The sequence below is a fragment of the Pantoea sp. WMus005 genome (assembly GCF_013415305.1).
GTDB classification, from domain to species: domain Bacteria; phylum Pseudomonadota; class Gammaproteobacteria; order Enterobacterales; family Enterobacteriaceae; genus Pantoea; species Pantoea rara.
Genome location: NZ_JACBXU010000001.1, coordinates 619963 through 640748, shown reverse-complemented (window position 1 = coordinate 640748; position 20786 = coordinate 619963). Strand labels below are relative to the sequence as shown.

Annotated in this window: 17 protein-coding genes; 5 read left to right on the top strand and 12 right to left on the bottom strand. The window is 57.5% G+C overall.

Annotation, left to right across the window (positions count from 1 at the left end; translation table 11 throughout):
* Window positions 1-492: 492 nt before the first annotated feature.
* Together HZZ01_RS02730 and HZZ01_RS02725 are read left to right on the top strand one after the other, a co-directional pair.
* Complete coding sequence (locus tag HZZ01_RS02730; RefSeq protein ID WP_255434089.1) at window positions 493-1755, top strand: DUF2254 domain-containing protein; 1263 nt, start codon at window positions 493-495, stop codon at window positions 1753-1755.
* A 94-nt stretch (window positions 1756-1849) separates the two neighbouring features.
* A complete protein-coding gene (locus HZZ01_RS02725; protein ID WP_179895406.1) occupies window positions 1850-3844 on the top strand; it encodes a choline BCCT transporter BetT in 1995 nt (664 codons plus the stop codon).
* A 107-nt stretch (window positions 3845-3951) separates the two neighbouring features.
* On the opposite strand, the gene HZZ01_RS02720 is transcribed toward HZZ01_RS02725, so the two are convergent.
* Entirely contained in the window at window positions 3952-5043 is a 1092-nt protein-coding gene (locus HZZ01_RS02720; RefSeq protein ID WP_179895405.1) for a mechanosensitive ion channel family protein, read from the bottom strand.
* A gap of 164 nt (window positions 5044-5207) precedes the next feature.
* On the opposite strand from HZZ01_RS02720, the gene HZZ01_RS02715 reads away from it, so the two are divergent.
* Window positions 5208-5345, top strand: coding sequence for a hypothetical protein (locus HZZ01_RS02715; protein ID WP_179895404.1), 138 nt, complete (start codon window positions 5208-5210; stop codon window positions 5343-5345).
* A gap of 47 nt (window positions 5346-5392) precedes the next feature.
* Here the strand turns inward: HZZ01_RS02715 and HZZ01_RS02710 are convergent, their stop codons facing one another.
* The 3 genes from HZZ01_RS02710 to HZZ01_RS02700 are packed head-to-tail and all read right to left on the bottom strand — an operon-like array spanning window position 5393 to window position 8809.
* A complete protein-coding gene (locus HZZ01_RS02710; RefSeq protein ID WP_179895403.1) occupies window positions 5393-6079 on the bottom strand; it encodes a cysteine hydrolase family protein in 687 nt (228 codons plus the stop codon).
* The gene (locus tag HZZ01_RS02705; RefSeq protein WP_179895402.1) at window positions 6060-7376 is read right to left on the bottom strand and encodes a cytosine permease; all 1317 of its coding nucleotides are present in this window, start codon (window positions 7374-7376) and stop codon (window positions 6060-6062) included. Before HZZ01_RS02705 ends, HZZ01_RS02710 begins: the two co-directional genes overlap by 20 nt.
* A complete protein-coding gene (locus tag HZZ01_RS02700; protein ID WP_179895401.1) occupies window positions 7373-8809 on the bottom strand; it encodes an amidase in 1437 nt (478 codons plus the stop codon). The genes HZZ01_RS02705 and HZZ01_RS02700 overlap by 4 nt, the downstream gene beginning before the upstream one ends.
* A gap of 364 nt (window positions 8810-9173) precedes the next feature.
* On the opposite strand from HZZ01_RS02700, the gene HZZ01_RS02695 reads away from it, so the two are divergent.
* Entirely contained in the window at window positions 9174-9743 is a 570-nt protein-coding gene (locus HZZ01_RS02695; protein WP_179895400.1) for a hypothetical protein, read from the top strand.
* On the top strand, window positions 9727-9954 hold the full coding sequence (locus tag HZZ01_RS02690; protein ID WP_179895399.1) for a hypothetical protein: 228 nt from the start codon (window positions 9727-9729) through the stop codon (window positions 9952-9954). Before HZZ01_RS02695 ends, HZZ01_RS02690 begins: the two co-directional genes overlap by 17 nt.
* A gap of 92 nt (window positions 9955-10046) precedes the next feature.
* Here the strand turns inward: HZZ01_RS02690 and HZZ01_RS02685 are convergent, their stop codons facing one another.
* The 8 genes from HZZ01_RS02685 to HZZ01_RS02650 form a co-directional block, all read right to left on the bottom strand.
* Window positions 10047-10889 (bottom strand): oxidoreductase, encoded by an 843-nt coding sequence (locus HZZ01_RS02685; protein ID WP_179895398.1) that lies wholly within the window; start codon window positions 10887-10889, stop codon window positions 10047-10049.
* Window positions 10890-10986: 97 nt separating this feature from the next.
* A complete protein-coding gene (locus HZZ01_RS02680; RefSeq protein ID WP_179895397.1) occupies window positions 10987-12768 on the bottom strand; it encodes a thiamine pyrophosphate-requiring protein in 1782 nt (593 codons plus the stop codon).
* A gap of 62 nt (window positions 12769-12830) precedes the next feature.
* Window positions 12831-14789 carry a hydantoinase B/oxoprolinase family protein gene (locus tag HZZ01_RS02675; protein ID WP_179895396.1) on the bottom strand — a complete coding sequence of 653 codons (1959 nt, stop codon included), beginning with the start codon at window positions 14787-14789 and terminating at the stop codon, window positions 12831-12833.
* Window position 14790: 1 nt separating this feature from the next.
* A complete protein-coding gene (locus tag HZZ01_RS02670) occupies window positions 14791-16836 on the bottom strand; it encodes a hydantoinase/oxoprolinase family protein (RefSeq protein ID WP_179895395.1) in 2046 nt (681 codons plus the stop codon).
* An 18-nt stretch (window positions 16837-16854) separates the two neighbouring features.
* The gene (locus tag HZZ01_RS02665; RefSeq protein ID WP_179895394.1) at window positions 16855-17301 is read right to left on the bottom strand and encodes a GNAT family N-acetyltransferase; all 447 of its coding nucleotides are present in this window, start codon (window positions 17299-17301) and stop codon (window positions 16855-16857) included.
* 242 nt (window positions 17302-17543) lie between these two features.
* The gene (locus tag HZZ01_RS02660; RefSeq protein ID WP_090959808.1) at window positions 17544-18056 is read right to left on the bottom strand and encodes an Lrp/AsnC family transcriptional regulator; all 513 of its coding nucleotides are present in this window, start codon (window positions 18054-18056) and stop codon (window positions 17544-17546) included.
* A gap of 166 nt (window positions 18057-18222) precedes the next feature.
* On the bottom strand, window positions 18223-19539 hold the full coding sequence (gabT, locus tag HZZ01_RS02655) for a 4-aminobutyrate--2-oxoglutarate transaminase (RefSeq protein WP_003852389.1): 1317 nt from the start codon (window positions 19537-19539) through the stop codon (window positions 18223-18225).
* A 113-nt stretch (window positions 19540-19652) separates the two neighbouring features.
* On the bottom strand, window positions 19653-20786 hold the full coding sequence (locus HZZ01_RS02650) for a M20 aminoacylase family protein (RefSeq protein ID WP_179895393.1): 1134 nt from the start codon (window positions 20784-20786) through the stop codon (window positions 19653-19655).

The window sequence follows — 20786 nt, the reverse complement described above, 5'->3', positions numbered from 1 at the left end:
TCGCGGTGATGAACGCTGGCAGCGAAGTCTGATCTCAGCGGAAAACAGATCAGAACAGGCAAATAACTATAAACGAAAGTACGATGAGTTCAATCGTTGTCCGGCCAGACCTGCGCGCTGAAGGGCAAAAGAAAGCCCTGTGAGACGTCGCTGGATACGTCACAGGCGCGTTCATTTTGTTCAGTCCGGCAGGATTTTATCAGGGCGTGCAGATGTTAATACTGTATCGCAGGGCTACTCTTATTCCTGAGCCAGATACAGGAGAATAAGCCTGAAAACGGGCGCGAAGGCAGCCCCGCGCCGCGGCCGATAACTGAAACTGTCTATGTGACGACGTTCTGCAATGCTATGCAGTTGCTCCTCAACTCACTGATAATACGCTTTTTTCAGGGCGTTCAGCTCTGTATGGACGCCGTGCTGGCGCGCTGTTTTGCGCCGCAGGGTTAAGCACACTAGTGAGTTACAACTGACCCGCTCATAACAACAGGTGACATGATGTCTAAAACGCAATGGCTGATTCACCGGCTGACCCGACAACTCTGGTTTCGCAGTTCGTTATTTGCGGGGCTGGCGATTATTACAGCGTTGGTGGCTATCGCGATTAAATCCTTCATACCCCTTTCAGTATCAGGCATCGTGGGCAGTGACGCAGTAGATAAAATACTGGCCATTCTCGCCTCAAGCATGCTGGCTGTGACCACCTTTTCGCTCAATATCATGGTGTCTGCTTACAATTCTGCCAGCAGCAGTGTCACACCGCGCGCCACGGTATTGTTACTTGAAGATGGGACGACGCAGAATGTACTGGCAACCTTTATCGGCTCCTTTCTTTACAGTCTGGTGGGCATTATCGCACTCGGCATGGGCGCTTATGGCTCACAGGGGCGGGTTGTTCTGTTTTTTGTTACCCTGGCGGTCATTGCGATGATTGTTATTACCTTGCTGCGCTGGATACAGCATCTGGCACAGTTTGGTCGTATGTCTGACACTTCGCGTCGCGTTGAGGAAGCCACGACCGCGGCGCTTCATCATCGCCTGCAGGAACCCTGTATGGGCTGTTCTTTCTGGGACGGCTTCCTGCCGGAAGCGGCTTTACGGCAAAGCGTGTACCCGCTAAAGACCGGCTATTTGCAGCATCTGGACCTGCAGCATCTCTCTGACTTTGCACAGGAACAGAGTTGTAATCTTTATCTTGCTTCACAGCCAGGCAGTTTTGTTCACTGTGGTGCCCCGCTCCTGTGGTGTAACCAGCCGCTTTCCGATGATGAGCAGCAGAGACTACGTAACGCGTTTACGCTGGGTGAACAGCGTTCCTTTGAGCAGGATCCGCGCTTTGGACTCTGTGTCCTGTCTGAAATTGCTTCTCGTGCCTTATCTCCGGCCGTTAACGATCCTGGCACTGCCATCGATATTATCGGGCGGGCAGTCAGGTTGTTCAGCCCGCCTTTTTCTGCAGATTCTGTCACGACGCAGTATTCTCAGCTCTTTATGCGGCCTGCTCAGATTAGCGATATGTTCGACGATATGTTTACCGGCATTGCACGTGATGGCGCCGCCCTGGTTGAAGTACAGTTGCGCCTGCAGAAAGCACTGCATGCGCTGGCGATGATTACCCCTCATCGTTACGCCAATGATGCAAAACGCCACGCACAGCTTGCGCTGATGCGAGCTACTCACGCCATGACCTGTGAAGCGGACAAGGCTGCTCTGGAGCATGTTACCCGCTGGCAGGCAGATACCCTCACACCGCGATGAATTGCTGAATATTTGCTCAACTAATGTCGTTTCGCTTTTACTCCTTCATACTGATTGTTACATTTGGTCTTCATTCACGTTGAGCAGGATAGTTATGTCTTCATCAGAAACCGAAACGCCACACAAAAGAAGCCAGATTAATCCACCGGTATTTTTCACTTCTGCCGCCCTTATTTTTATTCTTGTTGCCTTTGCAGCCCTTTTTCCTGAACTGGCTGATAAGCAGTTCGGTGCCCTGCAAAACGCGCTGTTTGCGAACGCCAGCTGGTTTTATATTCTCGCAGTGGCATTGATCCTGTTGACGGTAGCCTATTTAGGTTTCTCCCGTTATGGCGATATCAAACTGGGCCCCGACCACGCAGAACCCGACTTCAGCTACCACTCCTGGTTTGCCATGCTCTTTTCGGCTGGCATGGGTATTGGACTGATGTTCTTCGGCGTTGCGGAACCCGTGATGCACTACATGGCCCCCCCTACCGGCCAGCCGGAGACCGTGGAGGCCGCACGGGAAGCACTGCGAATCACCTTCTTCCACTGGGGCCTGCATGCCTGGGCAATTTATGCCATTGTGGCGCTGATTCTGGCGTTCTTCAGCTACCGTCACGGATTGCCGCTGACGCTGAGATCGGCGCTCTACCCTATTATCGGTAACCGCATCTACGGCTGGATGGGCCATGCCGTCGATATTTTTGCCGTGATCGGTACAGTACTGGGTGTGGCGACCTCGCTGGGTTACGGCGTGCTGCAGGTTAATGCCGGACTGAATCACCTGTTTGGCCTGCCGGTTAATCAGACCATGCAGGTGATTCTGATTGTCGGTATCACCGCGCTGGCGACACTTTCCGTGGTCTCCGGGCTCGATAAAGGTATCCGTATTCTTTCGGAAATTAACCTGGGTCTGGCAGTACTGCTGCTGATTATGGTGGGTGCACTCGGCCCAACCGTTCTGCTGCTGAAATCCTTTGTGGAAAATACCGGCGGCTACCTCTCCGAGCTGGTCACCAAAACCTTCAACCTCTACGCATATGAGCCAAAATCGAGTAAGTGGCTCGGCGGCTGGACACTGTTCTACTGGGGCTGGTGGCTGGCCTGGTCGCCATTTGTGGGTATGTTCATCGCCCGTGTCTCGCGTGGCCGCACCATCCGTGAGTTCGTGACGGGTGTACTGTTTGTGCCTGCAGGCTTTACACTGCTCTGGATGACTTTTTTCGGCAACAGCGCAATCTGGCTCATTATGCAGCAGGGTGCCACTGACCTGGCGCAGACGGTCATGAGCGATCAGACGCTGGCACTGTTCAACTTCCTTGAGCACTTCCCCTTCAGCTCGGTGCTCTCCTTTATTGCCATGGCGATGGTGGTCGTGTTCTTTGTCACCTCTGCGGACTCAGGCGCTATGGTGGTCGATACGCTGGCATCGGGCGGCACCGACAAGACTCCCGTCTGGCAGCGCATATTCTGGGCTGCCATGATGGGGGTCGTGGCGGTCACGCTGCTGCTGGCAGGCGGCATGAAGGCGTTGCAAACGGTAACCATTGCCAGTGCGCTGCCCTTCGCGGTTATCCTGCTCATGTCGATATATGGCTTGTTCAAGGCTTTACGCGTTGACGCCTGGAAGCGCGACAGTAAGCAGATTGCGACCATCGCACCCACAGCAGCGCGTAACCCTATTCCCTGGCAGCGACGATTGCGTAATATTGCCTACTTCCCGAAACGCTCGCAGGTAAAGCGCTTCATGACTGAGGTCATCTACCCCGCTATGGAAATGGTAGAGCAGGAACTGGCGAAACAGAATACCGTGTCGCATACCCAGGATGAGGTCGAAGATCGCGTGCGCTTTGAGGTGGATTTGGGTGAAGAACTCAACTTTGTTTATGAAGTTCGTGCGCGCGCCTATCTGCAACCCGCCTTTGCTCTGGCAGGCATGTCTGACAGTGATAAAGCTGAAGAGCAGAAATATTACCGTGCGGTTGTCTACCTCAAGGAAGGGGGGCAGGATTATGATGTGATGGGCTGGAACCAGGAGCAGATCATCAACGATATTCTCGACCAGTATGAGAAGCATCTGCACTTCCTGCATATCGTTCGTTAATATCCCTATGCATGACTAAAGAGGAGCCTGGCTCCTCTTTTTTTTCGGGCATCGGACCTTTACGCTTTTTTGCAACAGTACACTGCCGTTCCGCACCTTAAACCCGGCTATTCAGCCATTGCCCTTGCTGACTTTTCACCCCCGCTATCCGTCAGTGAGGCTCTGACCTGTGGCAGGCTTTCAGGGTAAGTCTGCTGAATAAACTCAATCATCTTTTCCCGCACGTAGCAGCGTAAATCAAAGGCAATTGGGGAGTTCTGCGCGGTCATCAGCATCCTGATGGTCATTGTTTTCTCAGTGGTGTCGGTCACCTGAAGCACGGAGGTTTCCCCATCCCAGAGTTTGGTTTCACTGAGGACTTTTTCAAACTGCCTGCGCAGTGGCTCCAGCGGCATGGAGTAATCCACGTAGAGAAACACTGAGCCTAAAATCTGGGCGTTGTTGCGTGTCCAGTTCTGAAACGGATTCTCCGTAAAGTAGGTGATCGGCAGTACCAGCCGACGCAGATCCCAGATGCGCACCACCACATAAGTCAGGTTGATCTCCTCAATCCAGCCCCACTCTTTTTCCACCACAACCGCATCATCAATTTTGATGGGCTGGGTAAAAGCGATCTGAATACCGGCAAACAGGTTAACCAGCGACTTCTGGAGGGCAAACCCGATAATGATACCGGCAACACCCGCACCGGCCAGAATAGTGGTGCCGAATTTCCGGACGCCGGGAAAACTCAGCAGAATCAGAGAAACACAGAACAGCACCAGGATGACAATAACGACTTTTTTGACATAGATAATCTGCGTACGGATTTTACGTGCACGCAGATTATTAGAGATATTAATGTCGTAGCGGATATACAGCATATCCTGCGCCACATTGGTCAGCCGTATCAGGACCGAGCAGAATGACATAATAATAAAGACGTTGATGATATTCGTGATTAACTCAAGCGACTCAGGATGAAAGTTAATGTAGTTAATCCCGACATTGATCATTAATAGCGGAACAAAAAAGAACATGGAGCCGCTAAGGTGCTTCTCAAGGGATTTGAACAGCTTTCTGTCACGAATCTGCCAGTAGCGGATAAAGGCAAGCAGGATAAGCCGGGCCAGGAAGCCCAGGATAAACGAAAGCGAGACGAGTAATACAACAGGCACCCATGACGGGAAGCCAGATAACTCACCGAATAACAATGGCATTATTTTCCCTTCTGGTCAGCTGACAACCTCAGGCTGTCAGCGAAGTAACAAACTCAGTAACCGTTGTCTTCACGGTTATCCGTTCGTAAATCATTTAGCGCCCATGAGTATGAACCATAGCGACGAAGTTGGCTGGAAATGCGTGGTGACGCGGTGGATTTATCTTGATTGCCGAAGAGAGCCGTCGGACTATCCCGCCCGGCGTAGCGATTATTAAATCGGTGGTGAAGCCGGGTCACGTCATGGGCCTGCTGGTCACAGCTGAAGGCGTGGAAACACAGAGACAGGTGTCACCGCCTTAAGGGATAGCCTGAGCGGAGTGATACGCTCAGGTTATCCGCCAGAAAGGTTAAATGCCCAGGCTATCCAGTAACGCGGCAGAGGTGGCAACCGCGCCAAAGATGCCGCCCTGCATATGGATCATGCTCAGCGCCGCCTCATGATGCCGCCGCTCGGTTGCAGCGCAGCAATCGGACAGCACCAGGCACTCAAAGCCGCGATCGTTGGCTTCGCGCAGCGTGGTATGGACACAGACATCAGTGGTAATACCGGTGAGGATCAGATTACGGATGACGCCACTGCGCAGGATTAACTCCAGATCGGTGGCATAAAACGACCCCTTACCCGGCTTATCAATGACCACTTCACCCGGCAACGGGGCCAGTTCCGGAATAATCTCCCAGCCTGGCTCGCCGCGCACCAGAATACGGCCGCACGGTCCGACATCGCCAATTCCTGCATTCATCCGGCGAGAGCGCCAGCGTTTGTTGGCGGGCAGATCGCTGAGATCGGGCCGGTGCCCTTCGCGGGTATGAATAACTGGAAACTGCCGGGCGCGCATTGCCGCCAGCACCTGCTGCAACGGGGTGATGGGTGCGCGGGTCAGGCTGACGTCATAACCCATGCTATCAACATAGCCGCCGACGCCACAGAAGTCGGTCTGCATATCAATCACGATCAGTGCCGTGTCAGCCGGGGTAAAGCGGCCATCAAACGGCCAGGCGTAGGGTGTTGAATTAACGCTGTAGTCGGGCATTGCTGTTCTCCATTACCGGGCGCGGCATGCGCATTTTGCTGATCACGCTGTAGCTGATGGCGGCGGTCACCAGACCAATTACGGCTTCACCGAACTGCGGGAAAGCCACATGGGCGATCACCGCACACAGGCTGCCAATCGCCCAGGCCGCAAACGCGGTTCCACGGAAACGCTGCGCCGGACGCTGCTCACTGATGCGCGCCATAAAGATTAAATCCACAATCATCACCGCACCAAACGGCGGCACCACAATCCCCAGCAGGCTGAGCCACGCCAGGAAGTAAGACCAGACGCCCGCCAGCGCCAGCGCGCCGCCAATGGCGCCGAGAATCAGCGTCCAGAGCCGCATTTTGCTGCTGAACAGATGGCTGAAACCCACCGCGCCGTTGTAGAGGCAGTGGGTGCAAACCGACCCCAGATTGATAAAGACAAACAGGCAGGCCACCACCGACAGGAAGGCGTTGTGCCCCATCAGCATCGGCAGGAAGTTACCGCCACTGGACAGGGGATCAACCGCTGCGCCTACTGCGACAATCACCACGCCAAACAGATAGGAGATGACGTTTGCGACCGGGAAGGCAGAGAACGCCGCGATCACGGCCGAGCGGCCATTCTTCGACCAGCGGGTAAAGTCAGCAGTCATGGTGCCGGAGTCGGCAAACCCGGCCACCACCATGGTGACGGCGGTGCCCATACTCATTGCCCCGGCGGCGCTGGCGCTGCCCTTCCATTGCGTCACGATAGAGAAGTCGTGCTGTTTGCTGATCAGCCACAGTGCCACCATCCCGAGCACCACAAACAGCGGCGCGGCGATCATCCCCAGCACCGACAGCGCCCGCACGCCCAGAAACGTGATGCCGGTGTAGAGGATCATGGCAAAGGCCGTCACCGCCAGCGCATTCCAGCCGAAGGTCTGATTAATCACCGTGCCGGTAAGGCCGGTCTGGAAGGCATACCAGCCGATCACCACCGTCGAGAGAAAACCCGAGACCAGAATGTAGCCTTTGCTGCCAAAGGTGCGTCTGGCCTGTAAAGCAAAGTTCATCCCGCTGTTACCGGCGTACCAGCTCAGCGCGCCGACATAGGCGAACAGCACCAGGTTGCCCAGCAGAATGGCGATCAGCGCGGGCCAGAAGCCCAGATGCCAGGTAATGATGCCGCCAAACAGCGCATTGGTGAGGATCATCGGGAATCCAAACCAGACCGCCGAGACGGAGCGGGTTGAATGGCGATGCGACAACGGCACCGGCTCATGTTCAAACTCCTGCTCCAGCGCAGGTGTATCAGAGGTTTTCATTGGGCGATTCCGGGTTGAAGGTGATTCCACGGCTGAATGCGCTCGAAAGCGGCACTGGCAGCCAGCACTAAAGCATCATCAAGATGACGTCCGACAATCTGCAGACCGACAGGCAGGCCGCTGGCGGTGAAACCGGCGGGCACAGACGCGGCGGGCTGACCGGTGAAGTTGAACGGGTAACAGAACGAGAGCCAGTGATCGTTACGGACCATACGGCCATCAATGATCTCCGGTCCCTGCATCCCCAGCGGAAACGGCGGCACCGCCAGCGTGGGGGTGATCAACAGATCAAAGCGCTGCATAAAGCGCCACAGGCTGTTGCTGACCGCTTTGCGGGTGGCGATGGCATCGGTGAAGTTTTCCGCCCGCCAGTCGCGCTGCAGCATGGCGACCAGATGCGGCGACATCTCACTGCCCTGCTCCGCCATCATCTGGCGCATGCCGGTGAGATCGCTCTCCATCGCCACCAGCGCGCCAAAGGCGGCGGCTGGATCAGGGAAGCCAGGATCGGCCAACTCCAGTTCTGCCCCGATTTCAGCGGCGAAACGCTTCACCGCTGCGCTGACCACCGCCCGTACTTCCGGGTCAACAGCCACATAGCCAAAATCTGCGCTGAAGGCGATGCGGAGTTTACCGGGCAGATGTTGCGTTGTGCCCAGCCAGTCAACGTCGCTGCAGGGAATAGAGTGGCGGTCGCGCATATCCGGCCCCGCCATCAGCGACATCATCAGCGCGGCATCGCGTACGCTGCGCGTCATCGGCCCGATATGCTCCAGCGACTCCCAGCTCGACACGCCGGGATAACGTTCATCACGACAGCCGGGCCACAGCGGCACCCGGCCCATCGACGCCTTAAACCCAAAAATACCGCAGTGCGCCGCCGGAATGCGCACCGAGCCGCCGCCGTCGCTGCCCAGCGCAATCGGACAGAGCCGCGCCGCCACCGCCGCACCCGATCCGGCGCTGGACCCGCCTGGCGTCATCGCCAGATTCCAGGGATTGCGTGGCGACGGAAACAGCGGATTGTGTCCGACTCCGCTGTAGCCAAATTCCGGTGCGGTGGTTTTGCCCAGCAGAATAGCGTCTGCGGCCAGCAGGCGCTCCACTGTGATGTCGTCATCTTCCGGGACGAACGCTTTGTACGCCGCCGAACCGGAGGTGGTTCTGACGTTTGCGGTGCAGATGAGATCTTTTACCGCCAGCGGTACGCCCGCCAGCGCGCCCAGTGTTTCTCCGCGTGCCCGTCGGGCATCCACGGCTCTGGCCTGTTCCATCGCCCGTTCCGGCGTCGGCGTACAAAAGGCCTGTATTGCCGGCTCCCGCCGCGCCATCCGCGCCAGCGCCGCCCCGGTCAGCTCGCAGGCCGAGACGTCCCCGCTGCGGATCAGCGCGGCCATCGTGGTGGCATCTTCGTCTAATAAGGAGTCAAACATGGATTACCTCGCCAAAAGTGTACCTGTCAGCGAGTGCATGAAGCGTGCCAGATAGCCGCGAAGTACGGGTCTGAGACAGGGATGCGAGGTGGAATACGGGCTGGGATACAAGATCGAATTCTTATGATGTCAGAAGCGGGCCGCTGTTTATTTTTTCAGCACAGTGATGGCGCAGGGCTGCGCGATAAGGGTGCGTAACAGCTGAATGGTTTGCGGGCTGGCTTACAAAACTATGTCGATAATCAGCAACAACGGCTGAAACGCTGGAATGAATAGCCATCTTTTTAATAAGGATATTTGATGTTACTGAGCAGGCACTGAAAATCGAGTCTCAGGGATTCATAGGCTGCGGCAGGGATGATAAGTGCGCATTGAAGAAGATATTTATCTTGAAACCTTCGAGTTCAGGCGAAAAAGATTCATTTACGATCGCCAGGTTTATCACAGCTATGTGTTTGTTGTCGGTAATGAGGCTTACACCGTCATCGTTGGCGACCGGATAGATGAACAGACCTTTACCCGTATCGGATACCGGATGCCACCCGGTATTTCCTTTCCGGTTAACGGCCTGGCTGAGGTCTGTTTTGACGTGTTCGATGGTCTGGAATGCCTGGGTGATTTCCGCCATATCAACATTGCCGGATTAGGTAGTGCTGTCGTTTTAAAAAGCGTAGTACTCGCGTTAATAACACACCATGAAAGCTTCTCTATTGGCGGTTTTGTTTTCCAGCCTGCGTCAGGAGAGATTGTTGACCGTAATCGTCCCACCCCCCTTGAGGAGATCTACGACGCAATGCTTGGGTTAAAAAATGAACTACGCTACAATCGCCGGACAGGGTTGCCAAAGAAAGCGCCGCAACCTTTAATCCCGGACTGTTTCCGGGCTTATAAAGTAGTGACTACAGGGAGAGCTTGCTATGTCGTTTTACAATAAACACGATGACACACCCCCTTTGGCTCCGGTCGAAACCAGATATAAGGAGTTAAGGACACTATTGGTCGCTGAATGGCTGGCCAGGCCGGATCTGCCCGCCATTAAAGCCCAGCTAGCGCAGTCGAAAAAACGATCGTCGTCTGCCCTGTTACGCCGCAAGCTGAAAGCGCTGAATGCGCGTGAAATGCAGAAAGCTAAAATCAGCGCTTAGCTTTTAAAGGCCCGATAAACGGGCCTTTCGTATTTTTATCAACTTCAGACTCACCTGCAGACGGCTTTCCGCCCACCACAGTGCATTCACCTCTATTCCGGAAAATCCGTTTCCACAGACGTCTTTTTCCACGCGTCGATCTCAGCCAGACGCTCTTTGAGCTTGCTGGTCACGGCCTCATGTCCCCAGGCGCCCATCACCAGATGGCGCGGCGGATTATCATGTTCGGTGATGGCGATCATTGCTCTGGCAGCCCGTGCGGGATCGCCCTTCTGAGTGCCACTGTATTCGGACGTTGCTTTCATCCGCGCCGCAGCTGTCTCTGCATAGTCCGGGAGCGTGCTCGGCGTCTGATGCAGTGAGCGTCCGGCCCAGTCGGTGCGGAACGGGCCGGGTTCGACACAGGTAACGTGAATACCCAGCGGACCGGCTTCCAGCGCCAGCGAATCGGACCAGCCTTCCACCGCATGCTTGCTGGCAGAGTAGTAGCCTGAGCTGGCAAAACCTATTAAGCCTGCCACCGAGGTAATGTTGATGACGTGACCGCTGCGCGCCTTTCTCATGGCGGGCAGCACGGCGCGGGTCAGGGCAAACAGGCCGAAAACGTTGGCATCGAACTGCGCGCGGATTTCGCTTTCCACACCCTCTTCCACCGAACTCTGGTAACCGTAACCGGCATTATTCACCAGCACATCCAGGGTGCCGAACGTGTCAATTGCCGCTTTGACGGCCTGGTCGATGCTCGCCTGCTGGGTCACATCCAGCGCCACCGCCAGTGCGTTGTCGTGTCCTTCAACCAGATCGGCAATGGACGAAGTGTCACGCGCCGTTACGACGACCTTAAAGCCACGCGCGATGGTCTGCTGCGCCAGTTCACGACCAAAACCGGTCGAACATCCCGAGATTAACCAGACAGGGCTGGAATGAGCAGTCATAACAAGACTCCCGTTGAGTGTGATTAGGGGGATAAAACCCGGACGCGAGGGCATCCGGGAATAAAGGTTAGTGAGACGCGACCGCCCCACTTAGCCCTTAATGCTTTTTATGAAACAGCTGGCTGGCGGTGTCGCTGATAATCTGCGCTGCGCCGCGATCGCCCTTCACCATTGATGCCATAAAGGCTTTCGCCTGCTTAAAGGTGATGTGTGGCGGTAATGGGGCGACTTCAGGATCGGTTTTCACCTCCAGCAGGACCGGGCGATCGGCGCTGAGCGCACGCTGCCAGGCACCGGCCAGATCGTCAGGCTTATCGACAAAGATGCCGATCATCCCCAGCGACTGTGCAAATTCGGCATACTTTACGTCCGGCAGCTGCTGAGAAGCATCGAAGCGGGGATTACCCTCCATCACGCGCTGCTCCCAGGTAACCTGATTAAGATCCTGGTTGTTGAACACGCAAACGATCAGACGTGGATCGGCCCACTGCTGCCAGTATTTCTGAATGGTGATCAGCTCGGCCATGTTGTTCATCTGCATTGCGCCGTCACCCACCAGCGCCACCACCGGCTTTTCAGGGTGCGCAAATTTAGCCGCAATCGCGTAGGGCACCGCCGCGCCCATACAGGCCAGGCCGCCTGAGAGCGAAGCGCGCTGCCCCTGCTTCACCCGATAGTCGCGGGCAAACCAGTTGGCGCAGGAGCCGGAATCCGAGGTAACAATGGCGTTGTCCGGGAGTTGTGGCGACATCTCCCACACCACCCGCTGCGGGTTGACCGGATTGGCCGGTGCCATCGCACGCTCTTCCATCAGCGTCCACCAGTCACGTACCTGAACCGCAATATCCTCCTGCCAGCTGCGATCCTCTTTGTGCTCCAGCAGCGGCAGCAGCGCGCGCAGGGTTTCTGCCGCATCGCCATGCAGGTTCACTTCGCTGGGATAGCGCAGTCCCAGCATGGCGGGGTCGATGTCTATCTGCACCGCACGTGCCTTGCCCTCTTCCGGCAGAAATTCCGTCCACGGGAAGCCGCTGCCAATCATTAGCAGGGTGTCGCAGTTTTGCATTAAATCGGATGAAGGTTTCGTGCCGAGCAGGCCAATCGAGCCAGTCACAAACGGCGCGTCGTCCGGCAGTACATCTTTGCCGAGCAGTGCTTTTGCCACACCCGCGCCCAGCACGTTGGCAACCTGCACCACTTCAACAGCGGCGTTGCGTGCGCCTGCGCCAATCAGAATCGCCACTTTTTTGCCGGCGTTGAGCACCTCGGCGGCGCGTTGCAGATCCGCCTCGTAAGGAATAACTTTGGGACGCTGATAGCCGCTGCCTGAATGGGTGAAGCCGTGCAGATGCTGCGGGGGCTGCCACTCTTCATCCTGAATATCTTTAGGGATGATGATCACCGCCACGCCATTTTGCGCTTTGGCGATGCGCACGCCACGGTCCAGCAGATGACGCACCTGCGTCGGGGTTGAGGCTTCCTGAACAAAGTTAGCCACGTCCGAGAAGATGCGATCCAGGTTCATCTCCTGCTGATAACTGGCACCCCGTGCGGTCGCTTCCGCCTGTCCGGCAATCGCCAGCACCGGGGCGTGATCCATTTTGGCGTCATAGAGTCCGGTCAGCAGATGGGTTGCGCCCGGCCCGCCCGTAGAAAGGCAGACGCCCAGCTCCCCGGTGAATTTGGCATGCCCGGCCGCCATAAAGGCTGCCATCTCTTCGTGGCGCACCTGAATAAATTCGATGCCATCGCCTTTGGCGTTAGCGCGCTGAATGGCCCCCAGCACGCCGTTGATCCCGTCTCCCGGATAGCCGTAAATACGTGTGACGCCCCACTCTTTCAGGCGCTGGACAAAAAAATCACTGGTTTTCATGCTCATCGTCGCGTTGTCCCTTGTAGTCCATGCAGACTTAAAGCGTAGTAGACGATGCACCAGGACTCTTAATTGTTCGACATTGCCGGATATCGCTGACGCAACGCACTGAATATTTGATTCATATCCGCCGTTTCGCCTGTCTCCGCCACCGCCCGGAATATCTGGGTTTTCAGGAAGTGACGCCAGCTTACCGGCGCTTCCGCAAGAAAGAGGGTAAGTAAGTGATACCGCTGTGGTGTCCAGAGCGTTTCGAAGCGACGTCGTGCTTCGCCGTGCTCAAAATGATGCGCGGCCTGCTGCGGCATGGCGGCGCGCAGGCGCGCTGTTGCCGCCTGATCCACGCGGTTATCTGTTACCACCACGCCATACTGCGCCCTGGCTGCCGCGACGCTGAGATAGCCGCAACGGACATCCTGCATGACCGCCTCAATCTCGCGCTGCGACGGCAAACCGTAACCGCCCGCGCCGGGTCCGCGCACGTCGACCACGTCACCTGGCTGGCATTGGATCACGTCAGTGTTGCCGTGATTGATAACCTCACCGTCACGCCGGGTCCTGAAATATGACAGCGCCCCGCTCTGTCCGCCCACCACACCCGCCGAGGCAAATACCGACCGGTTGCGGTTGCGCGCGGTAATGGTGGTATTGGGCGAGAAAATCTCGAAGGACATTTCGGTCGCTAAGCCGCCGCGATAGCGACCGGCGCCGGCACTGTCCTGCGCCAGTCCGTAGCGATGAAAGCGAATCGGCACTTCCGCTTCGTTGATCTCAATCGGGGTATTTTTCAGGAAAGCAGAAAGCCCGCCAGAACCATCAGGCCCGTCGTGACGCGGCGTGCCGCCCGCGCCGCCGCCCACCGGGCCCAGCGAGGCGACCACGCTCCGGTTCTGCGTCTGGGTACGAATGTTCATGATGGAGTTGCCGCCCGGTGAATTCGCAGGCAGACGGTCCGGCATCGCCAGCGAGAAGACGCCGACAGTAGCGATCTGCGACAGCGCACAGGTCAGCGAACGCATGCCCACCGCCGCAGGCGCTTCACAGTTCATCACGGTGCCTGGCGGCAGGATCGCCCGGGTCGGCCGCAGCGTACCGGCGTTCAGCAGCAGCGAGCGATCAAGGGTAGAGAGCACATAGGTGACGCCCACCAGTGCCAGCGGATGCCGCTCACGTCCGCCGGTCGGCATGTTCAGCGACGAGGCCAGCTGCGGGTCGCTGCCGGTGTAGTCCAGCTCCAGTTGATCGCCCTGCACCCGCAGAGTAATGGCGATACGACAGGGATAGCCGCCCTCGCCATCTTCATCGGCGTAGTCGGCATAAAAGTATTCGCCGTCAGGAATGGTGCTGATAATGCTGCGCGCCTGCGCTTCGGCATAATCGAGAATGCCCTCGATGCCCTGCAGGAAATCATCGAGGCCAAAGCGGGCGATGATGTCATGAATTTTACGCTCACCGACGTTCACCGAGGCCAGCTGTGCCTTGAAATCGCCCCAGTTCTGATCCGGCACCCGCACATTGAGGCGCATGATACTGGCGACCTCTTCGTTGAGCTGACCCTGACGCATGATCTTCAGCGGCGGAATGCGGATCCCCTCCTGCACGATATCGGTCAGCGAGCGCGACAGCGAGGCGGGCACCGCGCCGCCGACGTCGGTGTTATGAATATGACCCACTACGAAGCAGACGATTTCGCCCTGGTGGAACACCGGTTTCCAGATGTGGATGTCGGGCGAGTGGGTCGCGACGTTCCCGGCGTAGGCGTCGTTAGTGATGCAGATATCGCCGTCGGCGTACTCTTCTATCAGCGCCAGCACCGGCGCATAGTCGATGCCGCTGTACCAGGGCGCGCCGAAGCTGCGTGGCGAGGCAAATGCCAGCCCGCTGCGGCTGACAATCTGGCAGGAGAAATCTTCCGTCTCTTTAACAAACGTCGAGTGTGCGGTGCGCATCAGGGTAAAGGCCATCGCATCGGCAGCGGCGGCGCAGTAGTTCGCCAGGATCTGTAAATTACGTCCATCAATCGCCATGTTATGCCTCGCTCGCCGTGATCAGCAGATTACCGAATGAATCGACCGTGACGCCCATACCGGGCGGCACACAGGTGGTGCAGTCATCCTGGGCGATGATGACCGGACCCTCAATCTGATGCCCGGCACGCAGTACCGAACGCAGCACTAAATCCACCTGATGCCAGCCGCCATCCATCCACGCCCGGGTCTGCTTCAGTACCGGTACCGGTTCTGTGGCCGGATCCAGCCGGTTAATCACCGGTTTTGGCGTCGGTGAGGTAATGACCAGCCGCAGGTTGATCAGTTGCACCGGCGCCTGCGGATCGCAGTGACCAAACAGCTGCTGGTGCTGGCGGTCAAAAGCGTCATGCAGCGCTGGGAAATCCGCCTGCGTCAGCCAGCTCGCCTCCAGCGTCACGTCGATCTCAAACGACTGACCGCGATAGCGCATATCCGCGCTGAATTGCAGGCTGTAGGGCATGTCGCTGCCGTGCTCCTGCGCCAGCCAGCCGCAGGCGCGCTGCTGCAAGGCTTCGGCTTCACTGGCCAGGGTGTCGGCTAACGCAGGCGTCAGGTCGCCGTAGAGCGTGCGAATAAAGTCATTACGGATGTCCGCGACCAGCCCGCCCAGCGCGGACAGCACGCCCGGCGTCGGCGGCACAATCACCCCTTTCATGTTCAGCTCGCGGGCGAGAAAGCAGCCCATCATCGGCCCCGCTCCGCCAAAAGCGAGGAACCAGAATTCACGCGGATCGAGGCCAAAGCGCGACAGCAGACCACTGGTATCGCTGTACATACTGGAGATCGCCAGCTGGATAGCGGTCTCAGCGGTTTCCTCTACGGAAATATCGAGCGCATTGGCCAGCGGCTGCCAGGCCGCACAGGCTGCGGCGACATCCACAGTGACCGCGTTATACCCCAGCGCACCGTGGCCCATCATGCCGCAGGCGGCAAAGGCATCGGTGGCGGTAGGCTGGGTCCCGCCGCGCTGGAAGCAGACCGGACCCGGCAGAGAACCGGCACTGTCCGGCCCCATCTGCAATACACCCTGACCATCAATCCACGCCAGCGAGCCGCCGCCCTGACCCACCGAGGTAACGGCAACAGAAGGAATGAAGATCGGAAAATCTCCGATAATTTCGCCGTTGCCCTGCGCCACTTTGCCATCGATGATCACCGCCACGTCGGCGCTGGTGCCGCCGATATCCAGGCTGAGAATTTTGTCAAAACCGCAGGCGCTGGCCAGATAGCTGGCGCCAATCACCCCGGAGGCGGTGCCGGAAAGCACCATCTGCACGCATTCCCGTTTCGCCTGATCAACGCCCATCACCCCGCCGTTGGATTTGGTGATGCGCGGCGGCGGCTTCACACCGAGCTGTTTCAGTGCCTGCTCAAAAGATTCGAGGTAGTGAATGACCATCGGCTGCACGTAGGCGTTAATGGTGGCGGTGATGGTGCGTTCATATTCGCGGATAATTGGCCAGATATCGGCGGAACAGGAGGTCAGCAGTTCAGGCGCAACCTCGTCGATAATTGCCTTTACTGCCGCTTCATTGTGCCGGTTGCGGTAGCTGTGCAGCAGCGACACGACAATGCCCTGACAACCTGCGGCGCGTGCCTGCTCAATGGCGTCGAGCACGCTCTGACGATCCACCGGCTGCAGCACGTTGCCGTGGGCATCGCTGCGTTCACGGATGGCAAATACCCTGTCGCGGGTGATGAGCGGTGCGGCACGCCGTGAGAAAAGGTCATGGATATGCGGAATTTTCAGCCTGGCCAGCTCCAGCACATCGCAGAAGCCCTCGGTGGCGAACAGCGCCAGCCGCACGCCGCGCCGCTGGATCACGGCGTTAATGCCTACCGTGGTGCCGTGGGTGAAGTAGCCAATCTCAGCGGGATCGATGCCCTGATGCTGCTGAAACTGCGCCAGCCCGGTCACGATTTCACTGCCGGGCTTGTCCGGGCGCGACAGAACTTTCAGTGTGTGGATCTGGTTAGTTTGCTGATCGAGCACGGCGAAATCGGTAAAAGATCCGCCAATATCCACGCCAACGCGGTATCGCATATCGGGTTAACTCCAGTGTCAGGAAGGGGGAAATTCCATCAGCGTTCCGGGATGTTGCACCACACGCCAGCCAAGCCGCTGATAGACCTGATGGGCATCCTGGGTTGACAGCATCCAGCGATGCACCGTTTGCAGCTCCGGATGTTCACGGACGCAGGTCGCCAGCCAGCTGCCCAGCCCGTGACCGCGCCAGTGTTCATCAATGATCACGTCGCACAACCAGCCAAAACGGGTGTAGTCAGTGATCAGTCGGGCAAAGCCAACCTGCGCCTGCTGGTGATAGAGGCCAAACGGCAGCGAACCGGCAATCGCCCGCACAGTTTTGGCCTGCGGCTGGCCTTTAGCCCAGTAAGACTTTTCCGCCAGCTGGACATGGATCCAGTCCAGGTCGAGCCACTGGCGATCGGTCGAGACAGTGAACGCATCGCGCTGCCACTGCTGGTCAGCAATCTGTAATGAGTCCATGACAACTCCTTGTATCGGTTGAAAACAGTGTAAAAGGGTTTGCCCGACGGTTGAGGCTGTAGCGCGCCACAAAACCTGGCACAGCCGTTGAATTTGGCAGCGGAAAGAAATTTTATGCTGAGGAGAATCGGGCAGATTTAAGCGGTAAACAAGGTGAAGGGGTAAAGCTAAAAAGCAGTGACAAAGCGGGACAGCGGTGACGGCCCTCTCTCCGGTGAAAGTGAAAGAGGGGCGACCGACTGTTATGCGCCGAACTCCACTGAGTTGTGCTTGCTGATCAACGATCGCAGCGGCACGCTGCTTTTCATGATGGGGGATTTAATCACGATATAACTGAAGTACTTGTCGATGCCGATCTGCGCATCCAGCATCTTCTCAATCACTTCCTGGTAGTGTTCAATGCTGCGGGTAATAAAGCGCAGCAGATAGTCATAGCCGCCGGTGATCAGATGACACTCCATCAGCTCATCAACGTCGCGCATTGCACTTTCGAATTTCATGAAATCTTCGCGGCGGTGGCCGGACAGGGTGACTTCGGTAAAAACGGTCACCGAATCGGTAATGCGGGTGAGATTAATGTGTGCTTCATAACCGGTGATAAAACCGGCCTGCTCCAGACGTTTGACCCGTTGAAGACAGGGACTGGGCGAAAGGCCTACGGCGTCGGCGAGGTTAACGTTGCTGATACGGCCATCTTTCTGGAGTTGCACCAGGATGTTGATGTCGATGCGGTCGAGTTTCATTAAGCCGTTCATAGCACCCCCCTCATTGTCAGAGCCTGTCGGGCCAGGCGCTTAATCAAATGTTCAGAACCTCCCGAAGATATAACACGCTTTACCGTAAACGCGCCAGCGCTTCGCAGTGGTTATACCACCGGGAGGTTTTAAAATTACTTTAACAAAATCAATGAGGAATACAGATTTAACCCAACCGTCCTGTGGCGCGCGCCAGCGCAATATCAAAGATATGCAGCGCCTCTTCCAGCTGTGAGTCGGTGGTCACCAACGGCGCCAGGAAGCGGATGGTGTTGCGATGCAGGCCGCATTTGATCAGCAGCAATCCTTCCTGACAGGCACTGTCGAGGATCTTCTGGGTCAGCGCCGCATCCGGACGACCGGTTTCGAAGTCGAGAATTTCCACCGCCTGCATAAAGCCCACGCCGCGCACATCACCAATGCAGGCATATTTATCTGCCAGCTGTCGCAGACGGGCATTGAGCTGTTCACCGAGCTGACAGGATCGCTGCAGCAGGTTCTCATGCTCAAACAGATCCAGTACCGCCAGCGCCGCCGCACAGCCCAGCGCATTACCGCCGTAGGTGCCGCCTAACCCGCCGGGTGTCGGCGCATCCATGATCTCCGCACGGCCCACCACGCCGGAAATCGGCAGCCCGCCACCCAGGCTTTTCGCCAGGGTGATTAAATCCGGTTTGATTCCCAGTTGCTGGAAGGCGAACATCGTGCCGGTGCGTCCAAAGCCGGACTGCACTTCATCACAGATCAGCAGAATGCCGTGCTGGCTGGTGATACGGCGTAACGCCTGCATAAAGGCTGGCCCGGCGGGCAGGAAGCCGCCATCGCCCTGCACGGGCTCGATGATAATGGCCGCGACGCGCTCCGGCAGGATCTGCACCGCGAACAGCTGATCCATCGCCTTCAGGCAGTCTGCTTCGGTAATGCCGTGCAGCGGGTTCGGGAACGGCAGACGGTAGATATCGCCAGGGAACGGGCCAAAATTCTGTTTGTAAGGCGCGGACATGCCGGTCAGGGTGACCCCCAGCAGGGTGCGTCCATGAAATGCCCCATCAAAAGCAATGATGCCGGGGCGCTGGGTGTGTGAACGGGCAATCTTCACCGCGTTTTCTACCGCTTCAGCGCCGCTGGTGAAGAAGACGCTTTTATACGCTTCATCGCCACCGACCAGTTTGTTCAGCCGCTGCGCCAGCTCGATGTAGCCCGGATAAGCCACCACCTGAAAACAGGCGTGAGACACCAGCCCGAGCTGGCGGGTCACCGCATTGACCACCGCCGGGTGATTGTGGCCGACGTTCAGCACGCCAATCCCGCCGACAAAGTCGAGATAGCGATTACCCTCCACATCCCACACTTCACTGCCTCTGGCGCGTTCGATCACCAGCGGATGGGCGGTAACGACACCGCGCGGCACATTCTGCTCGCGTGCATCCAGTAACAGGCTGTTATCGGAATATGCTTGCTGTTCTGCCATGACATTCTGCATTTTAAACCCTCATCCACGTATCGTTCGGTTGGTTCAAGTATCGCAATCTGCTGGTTTCTCACGCTGCCGTAATTGCCCGGGCAGCGGCATTTCCTGTCAAAATCCCGCTGCATTCAGCAGGGAAATTTCTCTGCCAGCGCCTGACGAATCAGCGTGACAAAAACGTTAATGCCATGCGGGATCAGCGCATCGTTGAAGTCATAAGCAGCATGGTGCAGCGGCTTGCAGGGTGCCGATCCCAGCCACAGATAGGCACCGGGCCGCGCCTGCAACATAAAAGCAAAATCTTCCGACGTGAGCGCGGGTCTGGGCGCGGCCTCCGCAGGAATGCCCGCCTGCTTCAGCACCTCCAGGCAAAACTGCGCTTCCGCCGCGCTGTTAAGGGTTGCCGGGTAGTAACGCAGATAGTTCACTTCTGTGCGCAGGCCATGGGCGGCGGTGATGTGCTCCGCCATCTGGCGCAGCCGCGTTTCAATCGTATTCTGTGCCGCCGGGCTGAAAGTGCGCACCGTGCCGGTGATATTTGCCTCTGCCGGGATCATGTTGTGCGAAAAACCGCCCTGCATTCGGGTGACGGTGAGCAGTGCCGTTTCGCACGGATCCAGGGCGCGCGCGACCAGCGTATTCAGCTGCACCACCAGCTCACTGGTCGCCAGCAGCGTATCGTGAGTCAGGTGAGGCTGTGCGGCGTGACCGCCTCCGCCCAGCACCCGGATATCAAAGCGGTCAGCCGCCGCCATGATGGCGCCGGGCCGGGTCTGTACCTGCCCGAGCGGCAGTTCCGGCCAGTTATGAATGGCGTAGACTGCTTCGCAGGGGAAGCGGCTGAAGAGGCCGTCATCGATCATCGCTTTCGCGCCTGCCAGCCCCTCTTCGGCGGGCTGGAAGATAAAACAGACGCGGCCATCAAAGCTGATATCGCGCGCCAGTTTTTCGGCGGCCCCCAGCAGCATCACGGTGTGACCGTCGTGGCCGCAGGCGTGACTCACCTGCTCTGCCTGGCTTTGCCAGTCGGTGCCGCTCTGATCCTGCATCGGCAGCGCATCCATGTCGGCGCGCAGGCCGATCATGCGTTCACTGCTGCCCTTCTTCAGTATCCCGACCACGCCGGTTTTACCGATACCGCGATGCACTTCAATGCCCAGCTGTTGCAGGAAATTCGCCACGATGTCGCTGGTGCGCTGCTCCTGAAAGCCCAGCTCCGGGTGCGCATGCAGATCGCGGCGCAGTGCCACTAAATGTTCCAT

What these genes read in the sequence shown, in the direction of transcription:
- HZZ01_RS02730 (WP_255434089.1), top strand. Translation starts at nt 493, where the DNA reads ATGATGTCTAAAACGCAATGGCTGATTCACCGGCTGACCCGACAACTC.
- HZZ01_RS02725 (WP_179895406.1), top strand. Translation starts at nt 1,850, where the DNA reads ATGTCTTCATCAGAAACCGAAACGCCACACAAAAGAAGCCAGATTAAT.
- HZZ01_RS02720 (WP_179895405.1), bottom strand. Translation starts at nt 5,043, where the DNA reads ATGCCATTGTTATTCGGTGAGTTATCTGGCTTCCCGTCATGGGTGCCT.
- HZZ01_RS02710 (WP_179895403.1), bottom strand. Translation starts at nt 6,079, where the DNA reads ATGCCCGACTACAGCGTTAATTCAACACCCTACGCCTGGCCGTTTGAT.
- HZZ01_RS02705 (WP_179895402.1), bottom strand. Translation starts at nt 7,376, where the DNA reads ATGAAAACCTCTGATACACCTGCGCTGGAGCAGGAGTTTGAACATGAG.
- HZZ01_RS02700 (WP_179895401.1), bottom strand. Translation starts at nt 8,809, where the DNA reads ATGTTTGACTCCTTATTAGACGAAGATGCCACCACGATGGCCGCGCTG.
- HZZ01_RS02690 (WP_179895399.1), top strand. Translation starts at nt 9,727, where the DNA reads ATGTCGTTTTACAATAAACACGATGACACACCCCCTTTGGCTCCGGTC.
- HZZ01_RS02685 (WP_179895398.1), bottom strand. Translation starts at nt 10,889, where the DNA reads ATGACTGCTCATTCCAGCCCTGTCTGGTTAATCTCGGGATGTTCGACC.
- HZZ01_RS02680 (WP_179895397.1), bottom strand. Translation starts at nt 12,768, where the DNA reads ATGAGCATGAAAACCAGTGATTTTTTTGTCCAGCGCCTGAAAGAGTGG.
- HZZ01_RS02675 (WP_179895396.1), bottom strand. Translation starts at nt 14,789, where the DNA reads ATGGCGATTGATGGACGTAATTTACAGATCCTGGCGAACTACTGCGCC.
- HZZ01_RS02670 (WP_179895395.1), bottom strand. Translation starts at nt 16,836, where the DNA reads ATGCGATACCGCGTTGGCGTGGATATTGGCGGATCTTTTACCGATTTC.
- HZZ01_RS02665 (WP_179895394.1), bottom strand. Translation starts at nt 17,301, where the DNA reads ATGGACTCATTACAGATTGCTGACCAGCAGTGGCAGCGCGATGCGTTC.
- HZZ01_RS02660 (WP_090959808.1), bottom strand. Translation starts at nt 18,056, where the DNA reads ATGAACGGCTTAATGAAACTCGACCGCATCGACATCAACATCCTGGTG.
- gabT (WP_003852389.1), bottom strand. Translation starts at nt 19,539, where the DNA reads ATGCAGAATGTCATGGCAGAACAGCAAGCATATTCCGATAACAGCCTG.
- HZZ01_RS02650 (WP_179895393.1), bottom strand. Translation starts at nt 20,786, where the DNA reads ATGGAACATTTAGTGGCACTGCGCCGCGATCTGCATGCGCACCCGGAG.